Raw genomic sequence first — 20,704 nt, 5'->3', positions numbered from 1 at the left:
GCTTGTTATACAACTATGAAAAACACTTGCGATACTTGTGCCCTCAACCCCTCCGCTTCCCTAAAACCCTTAGGCGAAGAGGCGAGCACTTATAACTATACCATTGCCCTCGCAGGGAATCCTAATACCGGCAAAAGCACCGTTTTCAACGCTCTTACCGGCTTGCGCCAACACACCGGCAACTGGCCTGGTAAAACCGTAACACGTGCCGAAGGCAGTTTCTCATTCCATAAGGAACGATACCGCATCATCGACCTACCTGGCACCTACTCGCTGCTTTCTACTTCCGAAGACGAAGAAGTAGCACGCGACTTTATTCTCTTTGGCAAACCCGATGTAACAGTCATCGTAGTAGATGCAAGTCGTTTAGAACGCAACCTCAGCTTGGCACTTCAAATACTCGAAATCACCGATAAAGCAGTGCTTTGTCTCAACCTGATGGACGAGGCGCGCCGGCATCACATCAATATCGATACGCGCACCCTTTCACGCGATTTGGGCATTCCGGTAGTGGCAACATCTGCACGTACCAAAAAAGGTATCGCCGATTTGCTCTTTGCTATCGAAGAAGTGGTAAGTGGTAAATTCCAAACGAAGAAACAAACCTTTATCGACCTTCCTAAGCAAAATGCCGAAGCCATTGCTGAGTTACAGAAGGCACTTTCTGAACTAAATCCCGATTTACCGAATACACGTTGGCTCTCAATGCGACTCATCGAAGGCGATGAGAGCGTACAAAAAGGTATAGAAGAAGGAGCTTTTTCTGCTGAAAATAATCCCGAAAGGCAGGCGCGTATCTTGCGTATTGCCGAAGAATATCATCATCTCTTAGGCGATACGTACCGCAACGATTTGGTAGAAGCAATCTACGCCCAAGCTACTGCCCTTACCAATGCCTCCGTCAGTACCGATTTTACTGCGCGCTCTTTCCGCATCGACCGCGTGATAGATAAAGTCGTAACACATAAAATTTGGGGTTTCCCTATTATGTTTCTGCTCTTGGCAGGTGTGCTGTGGATTACCATTATCGGGGCTAACTACCCTTCGCAATGGCTCTCCGATTTATTTGTAGGGTGGCTCTATCCGCTCCTGAAAAATGGAGCGAATGCCTTGCATTTCCCTTGGTGGCTCAGCGGTTTCCTTATCGATGGAGTGTACTTGGCTACGGTATGGGTCATTTCAGTGATGTTACCCCCAATGGCTATATTCTTCCCGCTCTTCACCCTCCTCGAAGACTTTGGCTACCTGCCTCGTGTGGCTTTTAATCTCGATAAGCTCTTTCGCACAGCAGGCGCTCACGGCAAGCAAGCCCTCACAATGAGTATGGGCTTTGGTTGTAATGCCGCAGGAGTGGTAGCAACGCGTATTATCAATAGTCCGCGTGAAAAACTCATTGCCATTATCACCAATAACTTTTCGCTCTGCAACGGTCGTTGGCCTACCCAAATACTCATCGCTACATTGTTCATCGGGGCTTTAGTGCCTAAGCAGTGGAGTGATACAGTAGCAATGCTTGCTGTCATAGGCATAGCCGTGTTGGGCATTGTCTTTTCATTCTTCACCTCGTGGCTATTGAGCAACACACTTCTCAAAGGCGAATCGTCGTTCTTTGTATTGGAGTTGCCTCCTTATCGTCCACCGCGTTTCTTTCAAACGCTCTACACATCGCTTATCGATAGAACCCTTATCGTACTCTGGCGCGCTATTGTATTTGCTGCGCCTGCGGGAGCAGTAATATGGCTAATATGTAATCTCCAAATAGCTCACCAGCCCATTGCTCTCTGGCTCATTCAAGGGTTAAACCCCATAGGCGTGTTTATAGGCTTAAATGGCATAATCCTGCTTGCCTATATCGTTGCCATTCCAGCCAACGAAATCGTCATTCCCACCGTGCTGATGCTCACCACTATGGTCTTAGGGCAAACAGCAGTAGGCGAGGGGGCAGGCGTACTGATGGAAGCCTCAACCTCTCAAGTAGGTACCTTGCTACACGCTGGGGGTTGGACGCTCCTCACTGCCGTAAACCTAATGCTCTTCAGCTTGTTACATAATCCTTGTAGTACTACTATCTACACGATATACAAAGAAACCCATAGCAAGAAATGGACGCTCATTGCTACACTCTTGCCCGTACTATATGGCATAGTAGTGTGTTTTTTGGTGGCAAAACTGTGGTAATAACCTAAAAAACATTTGCTTTTTTAGTTAAAACAAGCTATCTTTGCACAGATATTTTAATAAGCAATGATATGAAACGCTTTCTTTTGCTCTTTACATTTCTAACCACTACAACTTATGCACAACTCTCTTCTTACACCTATAAGCAAGAACTGAAAGGTGTAAAGGGGAACACTTGGCATAAGCTTATTCTACCCGACCACACCTTTGCACAATTCCAAAGTTATGGCACAGACCTCCGTATTTATGGCGTATCAGCTACTGATACCATCGAAGTCCCTTATACAGTAATCGACACTAATAACATCGTAAAACACAAGGTCAATTTCTCAGTAATAAACAGTAAAGAAACCAAATGCAGTTACATAAACTTCAGTCTGCCTCAGGCTCTTCGTATCTGTAAGATACGCGTTGTCCCTCAAGCCTCTTATGATTATTACAGGAAGCTAAATCTCGCTACTTCTGTTACCGAATCGTATGCGCAAAAGCGTTGTGATAGTTATTGTTCTTACGATTTAAGAGAAGTGCCACTTAGTTCTAAAACCAATAATACCTTCTCCTTTGATGATATTCTTGTGAAATACGGACAAATAATAATAGAAAACGGAGATAACGAGCCTCTTCCTATTAGCGAAGTCGTAGTATATGCAATACGTTATACCTTAGCGGCTCGTTTTTTAGACCCTAATCGCACCTATTATTTAGCTTATGGCAAAGAAGATGATTACACCCCCGAATATGATATAGAGCACTTCATAACCGATATCCCCAAACAACTCACCGAATTGCAATATGGCGAAGTGCTCAAACAACCCAAAACAGAAAGCTCTTCTGTAAAAGCATCTTCCACTCCTGCCGAAAAATCTCATCAGCAACTCCTTTGGTGGGTAATGGGAGTGATTGTACTACTTATTTTTATATTTTCAGCAAAGATGATGAAGAAATAATCTTCAAAGGTAATACTTTGATTTCGTTTCAATTTTAGCTACCTACTTTAACTCAAACTGATGTTATATAATACTTTTTCACTATTCCTCATTCGTCATTCGTAATTATTTATTACCTTTGCCCCCTAAACAAATAATAGGTAACACGTAATTAGGTAACAAATGCCGTTACCTCTTACCTCTTACCTCTTACCTAAATCAAATGGATCAAAGAAAAAAAGAAGAGGCACTACACTATCACGAGTTTCCACAACCTGGTAAAATCGCTATTGTGCCTACCAAAAAACATTCTACACAACACGACCTCGCCTTGGCTTACTCTCCTGGAGTAGCCGAACCTTGCTTGGCAATTGCCGAAGATAAAAGCAACGCCTATAAGTATACTGCCAAGAGCAACCTCGTAGCCGTAATTTCCAACGGTACTGCCGTGCTCGGTTTAGGCGATATAGGCGCTGATGCCTCTAAACCTGTAATGGAAGGAAAGGGTTTGCTTTTCAAAATATTTGCAGGTATCGATGTGTTCGACATCGAAGTAGATGCCACCGATGTCGATAAGTTCGTAGAAACCGTAAAAGCTATTGCTCCTACCTTCGGGGGTATCAACCTCGAAGACATCAAAGCGCCTGAGGCTTTCGAGATTGAACGTCGCCTAAAAGAGGAATTGGATATCCCTGTAATGCACGACGACCAGCACGGTACAGCTATCATCTCGGCAGCAGCCCTTGTCAATGCTTTAGAAATTGTAGGTAAGGACATTGCCAAAGCCCAGATAGTAGTAAACGGCGCAGGAGCCGCCGCTATCTCTTGTACACGCTTGTACGTGGCTTTGGGTGCCAACCCTAAGAACATCGTAATGTGCGATAGTAAGGGTGTGATTCGTAAAGACGCTCCCAACCTCACTGAACAAAAAGCCGAATTTGCTACTGACCGTAATCTCCGTACTCTCGAAGAAGCAGTAAAAGGTTCTGATGTGTTCATCGGTCTTTCTAAGGGAGATGTACTCACCCCCGAGATGTTGCTCTCTATGAATAAGGACGCTATTGTATTTGCAATGGCAAACCCTATTCCTGAAATCGATTATGATTTGGCGGTGAAAACCCGCAAAGATATCATTATGGCTACAGGTCGTTCCGACTTCCCTAACCAAGTGAACAACGTGCTCGGTTTCCCTTATATCTTCCGCGGAGCGTTGGACGTTCGCGCTACTAAAATCAACGAAGAAATGAAACTCGCTGCGGTACGTGCTATCGCCGATCTTGCCAAGAAAACTGTACCTCAGCAAGTAAGTTTGGTATACGGAGGTGAAAATCTTGCCTTTGGTCGCAACTATATTATTCCTAAGCCGTTCGACCCTCGCTTGATATACGAAGTACCACCCGCTATTGCCAAAGCCGCTATGGAATCAGGGGTAGCACAAAAGCCTATTACCAACTGGGAAGCCTACAAAGGCGAACTAATGGACAGAATTGGTGTAGGTAGCAAAGAAATACGCCTATTGCAAGACCGCGCCAAACGAAATCCTAAACGCGTAGTATTTGCTGAAGCCGACCAATTGGAAGTGCTTAAAGCTGCTCAACGCATTTATGAAGATGGTATCGGTATTCCTGTGCTTTTGGGTAATAAAGAAGTGATAAAAGCGCTCAAATACGAAATAGGTTTCACCGGTCGTGTAGATGTAATCGACCCTAAAAGTGATGCCGAAAAAACACGTCGTGAGAAGTTTGTAAAGCATTATTGGAAACTGCGCGAACGTCGTGGTATCACCTACGAAGTAGCCGAACGCCTAATGCGCGAGCGCAATTACTTTGGTACGATGCTCGTAGAAACCGGTCAAGCCGATGCAATGATTACTGGTTACTCTCACGCTTATCCTAATGCTATTCGCCCTGTATTGGAGATTATTAAAAAAGACGAAGGTGTAGAGCGTATTGCTGCCACCAGCATTATGCTTACCAAACAGGGTCCTTTATTCCTTTCAGATGCTACTATCAATATCGACCCTACTGCCGAAGAGTTGGCTAACATCGCCTTGCTTACGGCTCGTGCCGTGAAGTTCTTCGGTTTAAAACCTTCGGTAGCGATGTTGTCGTATTCTAACTTTGGTTCGGCAGTATCCGAAAGTAGCCTGAAAGTACGTGAGGCAGTAGCTTACCTCCACAAGCGCCACCCCGATTTAGTAGTCGATGGTGAAATCCAAGCCGATTTTGCTCTTAATCCTGAGAAGATTGCCAAGAACTATCCGTTCTCTAAGCTCAACAAGGGCAAAGGGGCTAATGTACTCATCTTCCCTAATCTCGAAGCGGCAAACATCAGTTACAAGCTTCTCAAGGAAACGCAACACTTAGACACCATAGGCCCTGTGATTTTAGGTCTTTCTAAACCCATTCACATCACCACTATCGGTTCTACTGTCGACGAAATGGTAAATCTCGCTACCCTCGCAGTAATTGACGCTCAACAAAAATAGTACGAGTCGCACAAACAATTACTGCGAAGTTATATAAACAATAAAAAAATGTTGTTTTCATATTATAAAAAAGGCTGTTCAATATATATTGAACAGCCTTTTTTACCATTTGATAAATATTTTTTACCTTTGCCTAAATTATATCAGAGATATAGATAAAACATATCAATCAGGTTGTAATATATTTCTCTAAAAATGAAAAAAATAGAACCTTATCTTCGTCTTAGCTTCATCCAACTTATGTATCCATAAGAAAGATCTTAGTGGCTTTGTTTAAGATTCGTTTTCTCTTGAGAAAAAGTAAAAAGATTCTATCTGTCTTGATTCTTATCAAGATATAGTATTTATAAGACTTATTCAAAAATATTTTAAATGCTTTAAAATAAATAGTATTTTTTTGTCAGGTTTTATAACTTTTGATGACTATTCTAAAAATAAGAAAAGATGTTTAATATCAACTAAAAAATAATGCTAAATATGAAATCATCAACTGAAGAAGTAGCGCAATGGGTAGACGCTTATACCGAAAAATTGTTAGATCACGCTTGCTATTTAGTTTCCGATAGAGTGGAAGCAGAAGATTTAGTACAAGAAGTTTTTTTAACAGCGCTTTCCTCCTATGATTCTTTTCAAAACAGAAGTAACCCTCTTACTTGGCTCAAAGCTATTTTACGTCACAAAATAGCCGATTTCTATAAAAAGAAATACAAATCTCCACACGTAAATTTCGATTATTTTTTCGATGAAGACGGCAATTGGAAAAAGAACCAAGAAATAGACGAGTGGGAAGAAGATACTTCCTCTTTGGAAAATCTTCTTGATGATACTGACTTTAGAGAAACTTTACAAAATTGCCTAAATAAACTTCCTACCAAATGGTCTATTCTAATGAAAATGTGCTATCTCGAAGGTAAAAAATCTTCTGAAATTTGTCAGGTTATGAATATCACACCGACTAACTATTGGAAGATGTTGCAACGTAGCCGTATGCAACTCAAGGAGTGCTTAGAAATAAATTGGTTTAAAGAATAATGAAACGCCTTTTACACAAATTCATTCACTTTGCTATTTTGCCGTGTAACGAAGCTACTTTTATGATTGAAAAGCAATTACACAGCAAACTATCTCTAAAAGAACAACTACAACTAAAAGCTCATTTACATCTCTGCAAGATATGCTTAAACTATAGCAAAAAAGCTTTTGCTATACATCAGTGGTTACAAAAGTTTTTTTTGAGTAAAGAAGAACATAGTCCTATCAAGACTGCAGAGATGGAACAGTTTAAAAAAGATTTGAAAAAACGCTTGCATACACAATCATAAATCGCATTTAGTTCAATTCAATTTTTTAAGACAAGAAGAAGGGAAGCTTCTTTTTAGGTTTTTAGAAGTTTCCCCCTTCTTCCTTACAAAAGAAAAGAGAAGAACTTTTTTTGATATGTCAAGTATCAATCTTTTTATTGACTAAGGTTACGAAAAATCTAAAAGAATATGAAGTACGCACACACAGAACGCATTTACAAAGTAGGATATTATATAGGTCTTTTTGGTACAGCATTAATCCTATTGTGGCTTGGAATATTTAAATTTACTAATGTAGAGGCTACTTCTATTAAACCTCTTATAAGTCATCATTTTTTACTTTCGTGGTTGTATAGTATAGCCTCAGAGCAAATGGTATCAAATTTAATAGGTTGTATTGAAATTAGTATAGCACTTGCTTTTATTATAGGAGTGCGTTTCGCAACAGTGCGAAAGATAGCATTTATAGGAAACTCCATCACTTTCTGTTTAACACTTAGCTTTATTTTTACCACCCCTAATATGTGGCGAAGTATTGAAGGTATTCCAGTTACGGATTTTTTCATTTTAAAAGATGTTGCCTTATTAGGGGTTGGTTTTATGAGTCTAAGGAAACCTTAAACTTAGTATTTTAATCACTAACATAAAAAATTCAATCAGTATGAAAAACATTTTAACACTTGTTGCAGTCAGTTTTTTTACCATTTCTGCAGCAAACGCCCAAGAGAAACCAATGCAAGAAAAGCCGGCTATGGAAAAGAGTTGCAAAAAATCTTGTGACAAAAAAGACAAGGAATATAGCTCCTCTAAGGAAAGTAAGAAGTCTTGTTGTAAAAAAGACAAGAAATCTTGCGATAAAAAGCAAGAACAAAAGCCAATGAATACATCTGATAACAAGATGTAGTTTATTTGTGTTCTTTCATCTATGATTTAGTTTTATTATCCGTTCAAAAAATAAAAGAGTTCTGAACTCTTTTATTTTACAACGGATATGAAGAAACCTACCAACCTAAAACCTTTTCTTCACCTCTTTTCTTAGTAAAAGAATTAATCACTTTTTATAAAAAACATTTCACTATGAAACATCAAATTTTATCAGTGGCAGTAATTCTGTCAACACTTGTTGTGTCTTGTAAGAAAGATAAAATGGACACAATCCCCCCTGTAAGTCCTACACAAGCTATTCTTACCTTTGAGAATGTAGTTAAACCAATGAAGTATGTAGAAAGCGGTATTTTCAAAGGAGAAGGTTCTGTACAAATGGATAATAAAGAAATTAAAAATCTCATACTTCCTTCTAATGATCCCAAAACCAATTCTGCTTCCTTTACTTTTCACGCGGGCAAAGGGCAACGCCTAATGTTTACAATGATGTTTGGAGCTTCCAAAGACTGGTTTTTCGCTGCTAAGCAACCCGGTATAGAACTTTACGACGAAAAAGGGAATCCTAAAACGGGCGTAATTACCTCTGATGTTAGTCTTTGGGATAATGGCAGTAAGGAAAATACAAACGGTACAAAAGAAGATAAGGTAATCACTTCTATCAAAGATAAAACGATGCCTCAAAATCTAATGAAGTTAATACTTTCTTATAATGAGCAAAGTTCAGCGTTTACGTTGAAAATCATCAATACTTCCAAAGGAAAAAAAGATACTGAAGGTAACTCCTTAGAAACTCCTTTTGCTCCTGGTGTATGGGTAGTGGCGAATACTTTAGGTGGTAAACTTTTAGACGAGAAACCTTTCTTTGAAGCTGGTCAAAAAAGCACAAAAGAACTTACTATACTTTCCGAAACCGGTAACCCTGAACCACTATATCAAAAAGTAAAAGCCCAAACAGGTATTATTACAGGCTTATCACCCGCTGTGGTAGTAGTTTATACCGGTAACAAAAATCCTCTTTTTACTATGGGACAAAAAGCTACTGAAGGCTTGAAAAAGCTATCTCAAATGGGAGATGTAAAAACCTTCCAAATGGAACTTAAAAAATTAAAAGAAGTAAAAGAGGTTTACATTGCGGGAAATGCTCCCATAGCTCCTAATACTAAAGTGATGACTACTATCAAAAAAGCTACAGGTGACAAAGTGGCCTATGCTCTAATGTTCGGCTATTCTAACGACTGGTTCTATGCCAATAGTACCAATATATTAACTACTGATAGAGGCAATCTTACCGATAAAACTGCTCTTTATGACAGTGGTACAGGTGTAGACCAATTTCCTGGTGCAGGTAACAAACAAGCTCTCTTTGGTGGGATTCCTCAAAAAGAAGATAAAGTTATCGAAAAAGTAGGCAATGTTTTCCCTCTACCCAAAACAAACGAAGTAATAAAAGTTACTCTCCAATAATTTTCTTTTCTAAATGAATGGTTAAATTAGGACTACCGTGAAGTTCGTTTCACGGTAGTTTTATTTTACCCTTAGCTAAAATATTTTTTAGAAAGTTTTTATATTGTCTAAAAATATATTACTTTTGCGCCGAATAAATAAAATTAGTACTATATGAAAACGTTTTTATCTGCTATAATCATAGCTTTCAGTACTTTGGGTTTTGCCCAAAACGGGACACTCAAAGGTACTATCACGGCAGAGGGTCAACCCTTAGAAGCCGTAACTGTTCAACTCGAAGGTAAAACCTTCAAAAAATGGACAACCTCCGACCGCAATGGTCAGTATTCTCTTTCCTTACCCGCTGGCGAATATAGGCTAAAAGTGCGTTCGTTGGGGTATATTCCTTATAACGATAAAGTTGTAATCACAGGAGAAGAGACCCTCTCTCAAGATGTCTCTCTCAAAGAAGATGTAGTCGGAATGGAAGAAGTGGTCGTAACAGCTACCAAAACCAAAGAAAACCGTAAGGACGCACCTGTACTGGTGAGTGTTACTACCAATCGCGAATTGGCAAACGTCAAAGCCCATACCTTGATGGAAGGTCTGGTATTCCAACCGGGTTTGCGCACCGAAGTAAACTGCCAGAACTGTGGTACTTCCCAAGTGCGCATCAACGGTTTGGAGGGTGCTTATTCCCAAATCCTCATCGATAGCCGTCCTATCTTTGGCTCGCTTAATGGTGTGTATGGCTTAGACCAAATCCCTGCCAATATGATTGAGCGCATAGAGGTGATTCGTGGAGGTGGCTCAGCGCTTTTTGGCTCTAATGCCATTGCCGGTACTATCAATGTGATTACTAAAAACCCTACCAAAAACGAGGCGCAAGCAGGTATTGTGGGCAATCTCATAGGCGGTAAATCAGGCGATGTGGTAAGCTCCTTCAATGGCTCTCTCGTGAGTGAGAACTATATGCGCGGTATTTCTTTCCACGCTATGCAACGCACGCGTCAGTCTTACGACGATAATGGCGATGACTTTACCGAAATCACTCGTTTGCGCAATCTCAATGCTGGTGCGAAACTCTTTAACGATTTCAGCGACCGCCATAAGCTCACCGCCGAACTGAACGTGAGCAACGAAAACCGTCGCGGAGGTAATAAACTCGACGAACCCGAACACCTTGCCGACCTTGCCGAGAGCATTCGCACTCAAATGCTTGGAGGAAATGCAAGTTTCGACTACTTTTCGCCTGCTTATAACCATAAGTTCACCGCCTATACCAGTGCCGAACGCACTCGCGCCGATAACTATTACGGCAGCTTCGATGGCACCGATATAGTAGCCTCTTCTGGCAACTATGGCGTTACTAAAGAAAACATATGGTTACTCGGCGGACAGCATACGGCTTATGTACCTACGGGCAACGGCAATTTGCAATGGACGTCGGGCGCCGAATATCAATACGACAAGATAGCCGAAAAGCGTCAGAATCCTAATGTGCTTGCCGTAAACCAAAAAGCGAATACATTTGGTCTCTTCACTCAAGCCGATTGGCGTATCTCTCCCAAAATCAAAGTGCTCGGGGGTGTCCGATTCGACAATGTCAATTCCGATATAATGAAGAAAAGCGTTACAGCGCTCAACCCTCGTGCGAGCGTGCTCTACAATATCGATGAGAATTTCATTGCTCGGGGTTCGTATTCAAGAGGATTTAGAGCGCCTTTCTTCTATTCAGAAGATGTACACAGCGAATTGCAAGGAGGTGAAGCACGACGCGTAAAACTCGCCGATAATCTTAAAAAAGAGACCTCCGATAGCTTTACCGCTTCTTTTGAGTATAACCACGCTCACGATAACCACCAATTTGTAGCGATGATAGAAGGATTTTATACAGCTTTGCACGACCGCTTTACTTACGAAGATGCAGGTTTAGAAAACGGATTGCCTATCCGTGAGAAACGCAATTCCGATGGCGCCGTAGTGAAGGGAGTAAATATAGAAGTGAAGTACAGCCCCAATCCCAAATTTATGGTACAACTTGCCACCACTATCCAAAGTTCTAAATACAATAGTGTGCAAAACCCCGAAGAAAACGTCTATACCGATGAAATTCTCCGCACGCCAAGTGTGTATGGCAACCTGATGGCAACCTATAAACCACGCTCTAATTGGGATATCAACTTTGTAACCGTATATACAGGTAGTATGAAAACCACTCACTTAAAAGGCTATATTCCTGATACGCGTTTGGAGACCACTCCCGCAATGTGGGACGTAGGCGTGAACACCGCTTATGAGTTTAAATTCCCGAGCTTCTTCCCCTTAGAAGTGAGTTGTGGTATCAAAAACCTTTTCAACCAATATCAAAAAGATTTCGACAAAGGTGCTGAACGCGACGCCGATTACATCTATGGTCCTTCGCTACCTCGCACTGTGTTTGTAGGTTTGAAAGTGAAGATTTAGAAGAGAGATAAGAGTTTGAGAAGCGTTTTACATCGCAAAGAATATTAGACTCATAATCAGTTATATTTGCGTCATATTTTGTAGGGGTGAATGGCAATTCACCTTTACAAAATAGAATATAAAAAAAAGCGACTCTTTTTGAGTCGCCTTTTTTATAAAAATGGTATAGTTATACTTCCCTACTTTCAAAGCACTTCGCAATACCTCAGCTCCTTTATAAGGAGCGATTTCTTTCGCCTCGAAACCTCGTTTTTAGCATTTTTAGCCTTGTTGTATTATGGTATGAATCAACTATTTACACACCTTTTCTATACCAATCTTCCAAGATTCGTATAAGCTTCCTATAAGCTAACCTCACCCTCCTTACAGCCTTTTTTCATCAAAATCCCTCTCAACTACCTTTTGAATTTCTCCGTTTCCTTCCGAAAACCCTAACCAGTCCGATTTGTCCAACAAGTCAGACCTGTTAAAAGACCATTTTTATCATTACCCTTTTGCTAATTCCCTCATTTCCAAACTTTCTAAAATTCCTCCTCCGCCGGTGCGAGCTTGTAGCTCGTACCCCATTTTCTAATTCTCTCATTTTCTAATTTTCTAATTTTTCCCCGTCTGTATGGCTCGCACTTAGTATTGTTCCAAAAGATATTTAATAAGGTCAGTGGTTGTAACCAATCCCACTAACTTGCCGTTATCCACTACCGGTATAGAGTGAAAACTTTGGTCGGCTAGTATTTCAGCCACTTCTTTAATCGAGGTATCAGCGCTCACCGTAAGAGGTGTTTTAGCCATAATTTGCGGAATAGTATACATATCATACACCACCGAAGTAACCTCCTCTTCGCCATCAGTCATATCAGCAAAACTAATACGCAAAAGGTCAGAATAGCTTACGATACCTATAAGCTTATCTCCTTCTACCACAGGAATATGGCGAATATTATGCTTCTTAAACAGTCGCTCAGCTTCATAAAGCGATTGAGTAGGAGTAAGAGTTACTAACTCCTTACTCATAATTTGTGATACAGGTACTCTTTGTTTCATAATATATACGTTTTTAAAATGAATAATTCCGTTTTGTAGTTAAATTACCCTACAAAGGTAGTTATAAAAGAGATATAAAACAAAGTGTTTAACAAATATTTAACGTTCTAACATACCTTAACTCCCGAGCTTTCACAGGTTATTTTAACTCAAACTGATGTTGTGTCGGTCTAATCTTTCTTCGTCTTACCTTCGGAAGTATATAAAATAGAAAAAGCCGTTCAGACATCTCTGAACGGCTCTTTCGTTTCTAGTTAGTGAAAGAAATAATAATAATTTTACTTGTCAATAGACCCTACTACACGCTTCATAAAGCTGTTAAGGGCGTCTTTCTGTGGAGTACCTTGTTTAATCATATTGTCTACCTCGATAGCTCCGTAGAAGTTGGAGAGCAATTCGCCTATTACGTCCAGCTCCTCATCTTTGAGTTGCTCACATTCTATGAGATTTTCGAGCGTTTCTACCGTCTCATTTACGTAATCTTGGTCGTTTGTCTCAATAAATTGAACGATGTGTTTAATTACCGGTAATCTCATCTATAAATTGCTTTAAGAGTTCGGCTTTATTCGTTTGTATTTGGTTCACCAAAGTACCGTTTTTAAAAGCAGCGAAGGTAGGCAAATTATCTACTTTGGCTAATTTGCGTGACTCTGCGAAAGCTTCAGCATCTACATAAATAAAAGTAGCATTAGGAGTTTCGCTGGCATACTTTTTAAATTTTGGTTTCATTATCTTGCAATTACCACACCATCCTGCGCCGTATTGTACGAATACAAGAGGGTTAGAGGCTATTATTTCTTGCAAGTTATCTTGGGTAAGTTCTGTCATTATAAAAATAAAATAGTGATGAGTTTTTTAGTGTGTGATTTTCTCATTCTCATCCCCCCTCTCGCAAAGAGAAGAGGGGGAGAATGAGTTCCTTACAATGATCAAGTTATCTATAAGAGTGTTGTTTACTTTTTAGTGAGAAGCCAAGTAGCTGGCTACTCCTTTGCGGTCGGCGTGCATAGCCTCTTTACCTTCTTCCCAGTTAGCAGGGCATACTTCACCGTGCTGTTGTACGTGAGTATAAGCATCTACCAAACGCAAATATTCTTTTACATTGCGCCCTAATGGCATATCGTTAATACTTTCGTGAAATACTTTTCCCGTTTCATCGATAAGATAAGTAGCACGGAAAGTTACATCATCACCTTCAAGAAGGTAAGCATCAGCTGTTTCGTCGTAAATTTCACGAGAGTCGAGAATACCTAAAATACGAGTGAGGTTGCGGTTGCTATCAGCAAGGATAGGGTAAGTTACGCCTTCTATGCCTCCATTGTTTTTAGGAGTATTGAGCCAAGCAAAGTGTACTTCGGGAGTATCGCAAGAAGCACCTATTACTTTCACATTGCGTTTCTCAAACTCAGCCAAAGCTTCTTGGAAAGCGTGAAGCTCAGTAGGGCATACAAAGGTAAAATCTTTAGGATACCAGAAAAGGAGAACTTTCTTTTTGTTGTTCACTGCTTCTGAAAGCACGTTTATTTTGAATGTATCCCCAAGGTCGCTCATAGCATTCACTTCGATATTGGGGAATTGTTTTCCTACAAATGACATATAATATTGTGTTTTGTTTTACGGGTGCAAAAGTAGGGTGTTTTTGTATAGGAAGAAACGTTTTTTTATTGAAAGATTTTATATGAAGATAAATAATAATTATGCAAGAAAAAGTTTCTTTACTTCCTCTTACGTAATTCTCGCCAAATATATACTATTTGTACTATTATTAAAAAGCCGTTAGGCAGTATCACCGGAATACTATTAATTAAGTAACCGTAAACAACAAAGAGAGCGCACCCCACCAAATTAGTAAGGCGTATATACACAAGATTATCTTTAATCAAAAAGCTGAGCACTATAAATAGTGAAGCAGTATAACCAATAAATTCAATCATTATTTTTTATGTTTAAGTCGGGTTTGACGTCTGAACCAAAACATTGCCAAGGCTCCCAAAGCAAAGGCGATGTACAAATACCACTGAGTGCGGTCAGCAGTGCCCCACAAGTTATAAACCTCATAGGCACAGTAAAGAGCGATTGCCAAATAGGCATATTCAAAAAATATACGTGCGTTCATATTATTTTATATTGTTATTCTTCTTCGTTATCTTCAATAGCTAAGATACCTGTGGTTTTATGCGCTTTTACAGTCGAAAATTTCTTGTCGAAATCCATACCTATACCATTAGTAACAGTACCTTTAGTTTCATCGGTAAAACTAAATTCTCTATCGGTAAAAATCCAATCTTCTTTTTGGTCCCAAAAGAGCTGAGATGTTTTTAGCTTCTTACCGTCATAAGTAGTGAGTACTACATTGTCGCGCAGTTCTACCATATCGGAGCTCGGATAGATAATGCCGTAATTAGCTTCTACAATATTTTTATGTCGTGCTTGGTCGTAAAACTCTACTTTCACCCCTTCGGGGAATTCAGAGTACGGCATACGCTGATTGGTAAAATCTTTATTTAATTTACTGGTAACAACAGCAACCACCTTAGTAGAATCGGTGTATACAAGTTTAAAATCAAAAGCTTCTCCTTGCGGGAATTTCTTTTGAATGCTCAGCTGTTGAAGATTGCGCATATCGTTATTACACGAAAAAAGCATTGCCATACATAATAGTAAAGCAATACTTCTTATTATTTTTTCAAGAGTTCTTCTCATCTTTTATAGGCTTCTTTTCTATGGCTTACCTTAACAATTTCAACTGTTACAACCTCTTCAAAAATTTTATAAAGAATCCTATAGTCTCCCACTCGTATCCTGTACTTATCATCGTTTGTTAGTTTCTTATAACCAAAAGGTCTTGGATTTTCTTCAAGCGAAACCAAAGCTCTTACAATAGCAGAATAATGAGGCTCTGAAAGGGATTCGATAAATTTACTTATCTTTTTGACAACTACTACAGTGTATTTTTTAGTAGATTCCATTTTTTTTTCTGTTTTCCTCTACTCTTTTTAAAAAAACATCTAAGGGTTCTGTTTCCTCTCCCTCAGCATCTTTAAAGGCTTGGATATCTTCTAAATCTTCATACATTTCGGCTATAGCTAATAATTCTTTATACTCTTCGGCGGGAATTAAAGCTATAGATTTACCATTATTATCAGTTAAAAACTGTGGTGTTTGTAGATTTTGTAAATTGATAGTATGCATAAGTTAAGGATATTTTTTAGCATTATCCATAGAGATGATTTTATATCATTTCTACGGATAATGCTATATTTTTTATCACTATATTACTTACAAACGTGGCACTGTGATAGATTGTCCTATCCAGCATTTAAAAGTAATGTTTTTACCTGCTAAACCAGATTCAAATACATCTACTTTTGAAGGAGCTAAAGCATCGTAACGAGCAGCTAAACTTTCCAAACCTCCTTTACGAGCAGTTTTGGCAGCTAACCAATAAACGGCTCTTTTTTCAAAAGGAGTACTACCACATTCATTAGCTGAGCTTGCGTAGGCGTGTGCCATAATACGATAAGCGTCGGAGTTTGAAGGGTTGTAAGAAAGTGCTTTTTGAGCATAGGCAACCGCTTGTGCTTTGCTGTGTTTAGAGGCGATACGAATGAGTAATTTTGATTTCTTAAAGTTATCTGTCTCTAAGTTCACTGACTCATTGTAATACTGAATAGCTTTGGCAGAATTTCCTGCTTTATCATTCATTACCCCTAAATAGTAAGCTGAGTTTGCTGACGGTTTAACGTTGTGCAATGAGGTTACGATTTTCACGAATAGAGGGTCTTTGGTACAATCTTTATCTGACATTTTACCTGCTGCACGGCGTAACCATTCTTCATTGTTCTTATTTGCCTCAAAGTTCTTGGTGTAAAGAGGAATAAGGTTTTTACAATCAGCAAGCTGACCGAGTTTAGCATCTACACTCTCTGCAATAGTTTCGTAGTTATCTACGCGTTTACGACAACCGTCCAAGAGCCTTTTGTCCTTTTCGCTAAGAGTACCTGCTTCTTCTTGAGCTAAATACTTGTTGATAGTTTCAGAAAGTTCATTCTTTTCGTCTTGAATTTTATCGGATACGTTGTCATAAGCATCAAATACTTCTTGCAATTCTTTTTGTCCTTTTTCGTGTAAAGAAACCAATTCAGAGAAGTACAAATACAGAGCCTTTTCGTTTTTAAAGTTAGCTTTATCTTCGGTAAAGGCTTTGTGCAAAAGGTCGTAAATCTCTTTATCTGTTCCTATTTTTTCATCGAACATCAAAAGGGCTTGACGAATACGCATTTCAGTAGCTGAAAGACGTGTAGGGAATGTTTTGTTATAATCGGTGTAGAGTTGTAACAATTCTTTGGCATTTTGAGTCTTTTCAGCACCTGTGGTTGTATTCATTTTGTCTTGCAAGATGCGTTCGCCATAGGCAAAGGTAGCATAGTGTAAAGAAGGACATTGGGTATATACTTCCTTCCATACAGGATAAGCCTCTTTGTAATTTTTGGCTTTGGCATACTCACTAAATATAGAGAGTTTTTGCTTTAATTCTTCGTTGTTTTTGCAATCTTGTGCTTGTGCATAGGCAGCATAAAAGAAACTTGCAACTACTGTGGCTAATAAAATTCTTCTTCTCATTCTTTGTTTGTTTTTTATTGATATTTTGTTCGTTGGAACCACTTATCGTTTAAAGTGAAACCTATTTTTAAGTTGAAATAATTTTCCTTTACTAAACTGGCTGAGGTAGTACCTCTTATGCCGTATTCTCCCACAAGGGTAAGATTTGAAAATCCTTTTACGGGTAAACTAAGTCCAAAAGACGTGCCAAAGTCGTTTATGTTTTGATTATTGAGCACAATTCCTGTATTTTCATAGCGCAAACCTATGCGGTAGGTTACTCTTTTCCAGTAACTTGAATAGGAATTGTAGTTAGGAATCCAAAAACCTCCTAAGGCTATTTTGTATCCGTCGGTATAACTGACATTGGTGGTAGTAAGGAACGGATTTGAAAAAGCTTTTGTATTGGCATAGGTATACTCAATCCCTGTAAACCATTTTTGGTGTTCTCCTAAACCTAATCCAAATTCTATTTGAGTGGGCAAGGTAAGAGAAGTATTTTTGAGCCCTAAGGCTTCTAAATCTAAAGCACGTGTTTCGCGTATTGCCAATTGTGGTGCGGAACGCCTGTTATTTCCTGTTACATAGCCTAAGGTAGAGATATTGCGTTGGTTTTCAGAAGACAGTTTGCTTTGCGGTGTATATACCAATGAGGTATACAAACGCAAGCGGTGTTTCAAAGTCTCTTCGTAATACAAACCTAAGTTAAAAGCACCTCCTTTTAGGCGTGATTTGCTAAACTCTTGGGTATAGAATTGCACATCTTTTTGTTGCAAGAGGTCGGTCATATCAATGGTTCCAAAGTTATAACGGAAAGAAGCTCCTAAACTGAGTCCGCCAAATATCTTTACCCCAGAGGAAAGAAAAAACTGATTCACATTTCCTTTTCCTTCGAACTGATTTACTGTTTCGCTTGTGGTGTGCTTCAGTTTATAACCTACCGATGAGTAAGGCACCAACCCAAACGATACCCCAAAGTTTTCGAGAATAGGGAACCCGAGTGTAAAATAATCGAAGGCGGAGGATTTAGTACCTATTTTTGTTTCATTTGTAACAATATTTTTGCTTTGCATTGTAAATCCGGCTGAAAAAGCGGTGAATTTTAAGTGCGAAAGTGAGGCAGGATTCTGCATATTGATACGAGTAGAATCGGCATAGACACCAATTCCGCCCATAGCACTTTCCTCGGCTATACCGTTAAAATTGCGTTCACCGACTCCGTAAAAAGAGTAAGGCGACTCAGTAGTTTGTTGCGCAAAACTCACGTAAACGGTTGTAAATAAAGCACTAATAAGTGTGATTAGTTTCTTGTTCATAAATATTTATCCAATATTAGTAACGTGTGCCTCTCCTTCTTTTGTTTGATATTCTAAGATGGCATTGAGCCCCTCGAGCAACACGTATGAGCCTGCAAATATCTGATTTTTTATTCTTTCTTGCAAATAATTTTGATTACCCCCTGTTAAAATAGTGATAAGCGAGGGGAATTTTGCTTCGTATTTTTTAATCACTCCCTCGATTTCACACACCACATTGTGATAGACACCTGAGAGCATACAGCTTTCGGTAGTATTTCCTATAAACTGTTCAGTATCAAAAAGCTGTTCGGATACTAATGGCAGTTTGGAAGTGAAATGGTGCATCGCTTTTAGGCGCATTGTTATGCCTGGAGCGATAGCTCCCCCAAGATACTCTTTTCTATCGGTAACTATATCGAAAGTAATGCAGGTACCCGCATCGATGATGAATACGTTGCGGTTGGGGAAACGTGTTACCGCACCTGCTACCAGAGCCAAACGGTCGATACCTAACGAGTGAGGGGTTGCATACTTATTGACGAAAGGCACAGGGGTTTCAGCAGTGAGATATAACACATCTGGCAGGAGTTGTTCTAAGAAAGAGAAACGCTCTTTAACCCCAGTTACCACCGAAGCGATGATGCAATGAGTTACCTCGTTTAAAGGTACTTTGCTTAAAAAAGATTCTTGAAAACCCTCTTTGGCAAAGGAAAGAAAGAATGTTTGTATTCCTTTTTTGAACAGTGCTACTTTTATGGACGTATTACCTTCGTCTATTATTAAATTCATTTTCAAAAATCAGTGGGTGTGTGATTGTCCTGCAATAATTGCGCCAAAAAAAGAAGGTCTCCTGTTTCCTTTTATTTTACTCGTACTCGTGAGGAAGCTACTAATGAGGCTAAAACGCCCAAAACAACAATCGTAGCCAATACAATGAGTACATTTAAAGGAGTAATAGCAACAGGGTAGGCTAAGGTAGGGCTTATCATTACAAACTCAAAATGTTGTTGTAAAAGGACTACCGCAACGCCTAAGGCAATACCTATCAGAGCGCCGATTACCGATGCCATAGTGCCTTGCCAGAAGAATATCTGTCGCATTTGTTTTTCGTTCATACCCAGTGCATAGAGCGTTTGCAGGTCGTCTTTCTTGTCGAGTATCATCATAATGATAGCGCCTACGAGGTTGAAAAGCGCAATGATGAGCACCAAAATGAAAATCAGATACACCGCTATATTTTCGGTATTGAGCATACGGTAAAGCGCATCGTTTAGCTGTGCGCGGTTTTTCACTACTACGGGCTCTTGAAAGAGCTGTGAGAGCTGTTCGACGACTTGCTTTTCATCAGCATTTGGGGCTAATTTCACTTCTATCGCTGAGACCTGACCCTTACTTAGCCCCAATAAGAATTGGGCTTCGTCTAATGATGAAAATACGTATTTCTTATCTAATTCTTCCGTGAGTTGGTAGATGCCTTGTACTACTGAAAAGGCTTGACGGTAGGGCATAGGGTCGTTTAGGATACTGCCTTTGCCTGCCTTGGGAACTACTATTTGTAGAGGGGAAGAACCATCGAGGAGATTTAAACCGAGATTATTGAAAATAGTAGCGCCCACTATCACACTAGGAGGTGAGAGCTCCCAATTGCCCAGCACGAGGATACTATCGACATCGTTTACTTTGGGGTACTCAGCATCTACTCCCTTGATATAGGCGATGTGGTTTTTTTGGTTGTGAGTGAGAAACACCTGTTCTTCTAACACTTTGGTAAAGTGTGCTACCGATGAGAGTTGGCTTAATTTGAGCGTATCTTGATTGGTGAGTGATAGGTATTTGCCTGTTTTAGGAAACACTTTTAGGTCGGGGTCGAAAGTGGAGGAGAAGGAAAGCGTAAAGTTTTTGAGACCTGCGAAGCCGGCGAGCACAATAAAGAGGGCAGCGCCACCCAACACCACCACAAAAGCCGTAACCCTATTGATGATGTTGATAACGTTCTGCGAACTTTTGGCGAACATATAACGCTTTGCTATGTAGAAAATAGAAGTCATTGTTAATGATTAGTGATTAATGATTAGT

The 20,704-nt window shown here is 39.6% G+C and carries 22 protein-coding genes; 9 read left to right on the top strand and 13 right to left on the bottom strand.

The genetic code is table 11. The features are described from left to right. Nucleotides 1–15 precede the first annotated feature (15 nt). The 9 genes from feoB (at nt 16) to HMPREF1528_RS00950 (ending at nt 11,687) form a co-directional block, all read left to right on the top strand. A complete protein-coding gene (feoB, locus tag HMPREF1528_RS00990; RefSeq protein ID WP_016478262.1) occupies nt 16–2,178 on the top strand; it encodes a ferrous iron transport protein B in 2,163 nt (720 codons plus the stop codon). A 71-nt stretch (nt 2,179–2,249) separates the two neighbouring features. After that, nucleotides 2,250–3,125 carry a hypothetical protein gene (locus HMPREF1528_RS00985; protein WP_016478261.1) on the top strand — a complete coding sequence of 292 codons (876 nt, stop codon included), beginning with the start codon at nt 2,250–2,252 and terminating at the stop codon, nt 3,123–3,125. A 202-nt stretch (nt 3,126–3,327) separates the two neighbouring features. Beyond that, nucleotides 3,328–5,592: an NADP-dependent malic enzyme gene (locus HMPREF1528_RS00980; protein ID WP_016478260.1), complete on the top strand. Its 2,265-nt coding sequence runs from the start codon at nt 3,328–3,330 to the stop codon at nt 5,590–5,592. Nucleotides 5,593–6,060: 468 nt separating this feature from the next. Beyond that, nucleotides 6,061–6,624 carry a sigma-70 family RNA polymerase sigma factor gene (locus HMPREF1528_RS00975; protein WP_009409967.1) on the top strand — a complete coding sequence of 188 codons (564 nt, stop codon included), beginning with the start codon at nt 6,061–6,063 and terminating at the stop codon, nt 6,622–6,624. Then, nucleotides 6,624–6,914 carry a hypothetical protein gene (locus HMPREF1528_RS00970; RefSeq protein ID WP_009409968.1) on the top strand — a complete coding sequence of 97 codons (291 nt, stop codon included), beginning with the start codon at nt 6,624–6,626 and terminating at the stop codon, nt 6,912–6,914. Before HMPREF1528_RS00975 ends, HMPREF1528_RS00970 begins: the two co-directional genes overlap by 1 nt. Nucleotides 6,915–7,082: 168 nt before the next feature. Further along, nucleotides 7,083–7,514, top strand: coding sequence for a DUF417 family protein (locus HMPREF1528_RS00965; RefSeq protein ID WP_009409969.1), 432 nt, complete (start codon nt 7,083–7,085; stop codon nt 7,512–7,514). Nucleotides 7,515–7,554: 40 nt separating this feature from the next. Next, entirely contained in the window at nt 7,555–7,797 is a 243-nt protein-coding gene (locus HMPREF1528_RS00960; RefSeq protein ID WP_016478258.1) for a hypothetical protein, read from the top strand. A gap of 173 nt (nt 7,798–7,970) precedes the next feature. Beyond that, nucleotides 7,971–9,242 (top strand): spondin domain-containing protein, encoded by a 1,272-nt coding sequence (locus HMPREF1528_RS00955; RefSeq protein ID WP_016478257.1) that lies wholly within the window; start codon nt 7,971–7,973, stop codon nt 9,240–9,242. Nucleotides 9,243–9,395: 153 nt separating this feature from the next. Further along, nucleotides 9,396–11,687, top strand: a complete 2,292-nt coding sequence (locus tag HMPREF1528_RS00950) for a TonB-dependent receptor (protein WP_016478256.1) — start codon at nt 9,396–9,398, stop codon at nt 11,685–11,687. 624 nt (nt 11,688–12,311) lie between these two features. Here HMPREF1528_RS00950 and HMPREF1528_RS00940 read toward each other — a convergent pair. From HMPREF1528_RS00940 to HMPREF1528_RS00885, 13 genes are all read right to left on the bottom strand, one after another. Then, nucleotides 12,312–12,728 carry a CBS domain-containing protein gene (locus HMPREF1528_RS00940; protein WP_009417089.1) on the bottom strand — a complete coding sequence of 139 codons (417 nt, stop codon included), beginning with the start codon at nt 12,726–12,728 and terminating at the stop codon, nt 12,312–12,314. A gap of 278 nt (nt 12,729–13,006) precedes the next feature. Next, on the bottom strand, nt 13,007–13,264 hold the full coding sequence (locus HMPREF1528_RS00935; protein ID WP_002674192.1) for a DUF6952 family protein: 258 nt from the start codon (nt 13,262–13,264) through the stop codon (nt 13,007–13,009). Continuing rightward, nucleotides 13,245–13,556 (bottom strand): thioredoxin family protein, encoded by a 312-nt coding sequence (locus tag HMPREF1528_RS00930; protein WP_009419978.1) that lies wholly within the window; start codon nt 13,554–13,556, stop codon nt 13,245–13,247. Before HMPREF1528_RS00930 ends, HMPREF1528_RS00935 begins: the two co-directional genes overlap by 20 nt. A gap of 132 nt (nt 13,557–13,688) precedes the next feature. Next, the gene (locus tag HMPREF1528_RS00925; RefSeq protein WP_016478255.1) at nt 13,689–14,324 is read right to left on the bottom strand and encodes a peroxiredoxin; all 636 of its coding nucleotides are present in this window, start codon (nt 14,322–14,324) and stop codon (nt 13,689–13,691) included. Nucleotides 14,325–14,443: 119 nt separating this feature from the next. Then, nucleotides 14,444–14,662 carry a YgjV family protein gene (locus tag HMPREF1528_RS12015; RefSeq protein WP_016478254.1) on the bottom strand — a complete coding sequence of 73 codons (219 nt, stop codon included), beginning with the start codon at nt 14,660–14,662 and terminating at the stop codon, nt 14,444–14,446. Further along, on the bottom strand, nt 14,662–14,844 hold the full coding sequence (locus tag HMPREF1528_RS00920) for a hypothetical protein (protein WP_002674183.1): 183 nt from the start codon (nt 14,842–14,844) through the stop codon (nt 14,662–14,664). The genes HMPREF1528_RS12015 and HMPREF1528_RS00920 overlap by 1 nt, the downstream gene beginning before the upstream one ends. 14 nt (nt 14,845–14,858) lie before the next feature. Continuing rightward, nucleotides 14,859–15,431 (bottom strand): LPS export ABC transporter periplasmic protein LptC, encoded by a 573-nt coding sequence (gene lptC / locus HMPREF1528_RS00915; protein ID WP_016478253.1) that lies wholly within the window; start codon nt 15,429–15,431, stop codon nt 14,859–14,861. Continuing rightward, nucleotides 15,428–15,697, bottom strand: coding sequence for a type II toxin-antitoxin system RelE family toxin (locus HMPREF1528_RS00910; protein WP_002674181.1), 270 nt, complete (start codon nt 15,695–15,697; stop codon nt 15,428–15,430). The genes lptC and HMPREF1528_RS00910 overlap by 4 nt, the downstream gene beginning before the upstream one ends. After that, nucleotides 15,684–15,920, bottom strand: a complete 237-nt coding sequence (locus HMPREF1528_RS00905) for a hypothetical protein (RefSeq protein ID WP_002674180.1) — start codon at nt 15,918–15,920, stop codon at nt 15,684–15,686. The genes HMPREF1528_RS00910 and HMPREF1528_RS00905 overlap by 14 nt, the downstream gene beginning before the upstream one ends. Nucleotides 15,921–16,007: 87 nt before the next feature. Then, on the bottom strand, nt 16,008–17,351 hold the full coding sequence (locus tag HMPREF1528_RS00900; RefSeq protein ID WP_016478252.1) for a hypothetical protein: 1,344 nt from the start codon (nt 17,349–17,351) through the stop codon (nt 16,008–16,010). Nucleotides 17,352–17,365: 14 nt separating this feature from the next. After that, nucleotides 17,366–18,646: a hypothetical protein gene (locus HMPREF1528_RS00895; protein WP_016478251.1), complete on the bottom strand. Its 1,281-nt coding sequence runs from the start codon at nt 18,644–18,646 to the stop codon at nt 17,366–17,368. Between the two features lie 6 nt (nt 18,647–18,652). Next, nucleotides 18,653–19,417 carry a type III pantothenate kinase gene (locus HMPREF1528_RS00890; RefSeq protein ID WP_016478250.1) on the bottom strand — a complete coding sequence of 255 codons (765 nt, stop codon included), beginning with the start codon at nt 19,415–19,417 and terminating at the stop codon, nt 18,653–18,655. A 71-nt stretch (nt 19,418–19,488) separates the two neighbouring features. Continuing rightward, the gene (locus HMPREF1528_RS00885; protein ID WP_084667242.1) at nt 19,489–20,643 is read right to left on the bottom strand and encodes an ABC transporter permease; all 1,155 of its coding nucleotides are present in this window, start codon (nt 20,641–20,643) and stop codon (nt 19,489–19,491) included. Nucleotides 20,644–20,704: the final 61 nt, after the last annotated feature.

Origin of the sequence: Capnocytophaga sp. oral taxon 336 str. F0502, assembly GCF_000411575.1 — a bacterium.
GTDB classification, from domain to species: Bacteria; Bacteroidota; Bacteroidia; order Flavobacteriales; family Flavobacteriaceae; genus Capnocytophaga; species Capnocytophaga ochracea.
This window is presented reverse-complemented; position numbering and strand designations above follow the sequence as displayed.

Excerpts from the sequence above, each read along its gene's own strand:
- feoB (WP_016478262.1), top strand. The coding sequence starts at position 16 with ATGAAAAACACTTGCGATACTTGTGCCCTCAACCCCTCCGCTTCCCTA.
- HMPREF1528_RS00985 (WP_016478261.1), top strand. The coding sequence starts at position 2,250 with ATGAAACGCTTTCTTTTGCTCTTTACATTTCTAACCACTACAACTTAT.
- HMPREF1528_RS00980 (WP_016478260.1), top strand. The coding sequence starts at position 3,328 with ATGGATCAAAGAAAAAAAGAAGAGGCACTACACTATCACGAGTTTCCA.
- HMPREF1528_RS00975 (WP_009409967.1), top strand. The coding sequence starts at position 6,061 with ATGCTAAATATGAAATCATCAACTGAAGAAGTAGCGCAATGGGTAGAC.
- HMPREF1528_RS00970 (WP_009409968.1), top strand. The coding sequence starts at position 6,624 with ATGAAACGCCTTTTACACAAATTCATTCACTTTGCTATTTTGCCGTGT.
- HMPREF1528_RS00965 (WP_009409969.1), top strand. The coding sequence starts at position 7,083 with ATGAAGTACGCACACACAGAACGCATTTACAAAGTAGGATATTATATA.
- HMPREF1528_RS00960 (WP_016478258.1), top strand. The coding sequence starts at position 7,555 with ATGAAAAACATTTTAACACTTGTTGCAGTCAGTTTTTTTACCATTTCT.
- HMPREF1528_RS00955 (WP_016478257.1), top strand. The coding sequence starts at position 7,971 with ATGAAACATCAAATTTTATCAGTGGCAGTAATTCTGTCAACACTTGTT.
- HMPREF1528_RS00950 (WP_016478256.1), top strand. The coding sequence starts at position 9,396 with ATGAAAACGTTTTTATCTGCTATAATCATAGCTTTCAGTACTTTGGGT.
- HMPREF1528_RS00940 (WP_009417089.1), bottom strand. The coding sequence starts at position 12,728 with ATGAAACAAAGAGTACCTGTATCACAAATTATGAGTAAGGAGTTAGTA.
- HMPREF1528_RS00935 (WP_002674192.1), bottom strand. The coding sequence starts at position 13,264 with ATGAGATTACCGGTAATTAAACACATCGTTCAATTTATTGAGACAAAC.
- HMPREF1528_RS00930 (WP_009419978.1), bottom strand. The coding sequence starts at position 13,556 with ATGACAGAACTTACCCAAGATAACTTGCAAGAAATAATAGCCTCTAAC.
- HMPREF1528_RS00925 (WP_016478255.1), bottom strand. The coding sequence starts at position 14,324 with ATGTCATTTGTAGGAAAACAATTCCCCAATATCGAAGTGAATGCTATG.
- HMPREF1528_RS12015 (WP_016478254.1), bottom strand. The coding sequence starts at position 14,662 with ATGATTGAATTTATTGGTTATACTGCTTCACTATTTATAGTGCTCAGC.
- HMPREF1528_RS00920 (WP_002674183.1), bottom strand. The coding sequence starts at position 14,844 with ATGAACGCACGTATATTTTTTGAATATGCCTATTTGGCAATCGCTCTT.
- lptC (WP_016478253.1), bottom strand. The coding sequence starts at position 15,431 with ATGAGAAGAACTCTTGAAAAAATAATAAGAAGTATTGCTTTACTATTA.
- HMPREF1528_RS00910 (WP_002674181.1), bottom strand. The coding sequence starts at position 15,697 with ATGGAATCTACTAAAAAATACACTGTAGTAGTTGTCAAAAAGATAAGT.
- HMPREF1528_RS00905 (WP_002674180.1), bottom strand. The coding sequence starts at position 15,920 with ATGCATACTATCAATTTACAAAATCTACAAACACCACAGTTTTTAACT.
- HMPREF1528_RS00900 (WP_016478252.1), bottom strand. The coding sequence starts at position 17,351 with ATGAGAAGAAGAATTTTATTAGCCACAGTAGTTGCAAGTTTCTTTTAT.
- HMPREF1528_RS00895 (WP_016478251.1), bottom strand. The coding sequence starts at position 18,646 with ATGAACAAGAAACTAATCACACTTATTAGTGCTTTATTTACAACCGTT.
- HMPREF1528_RS00890 (WP_016478250.1), bottom strand. The coding sequence starts at position 19,417 with ATGAATTTAATAATAGACGAAGGTAATACGTCCATAAAAGTAGCACTG.
- HMPREF1528_RS00885 (WP_084667242.1), bottom strand. The coding sequence starts at position 20,643 with ATGTTCGCCAAAAGTTCGCAGAACGTTATCAACATCATCAATAGGGTT.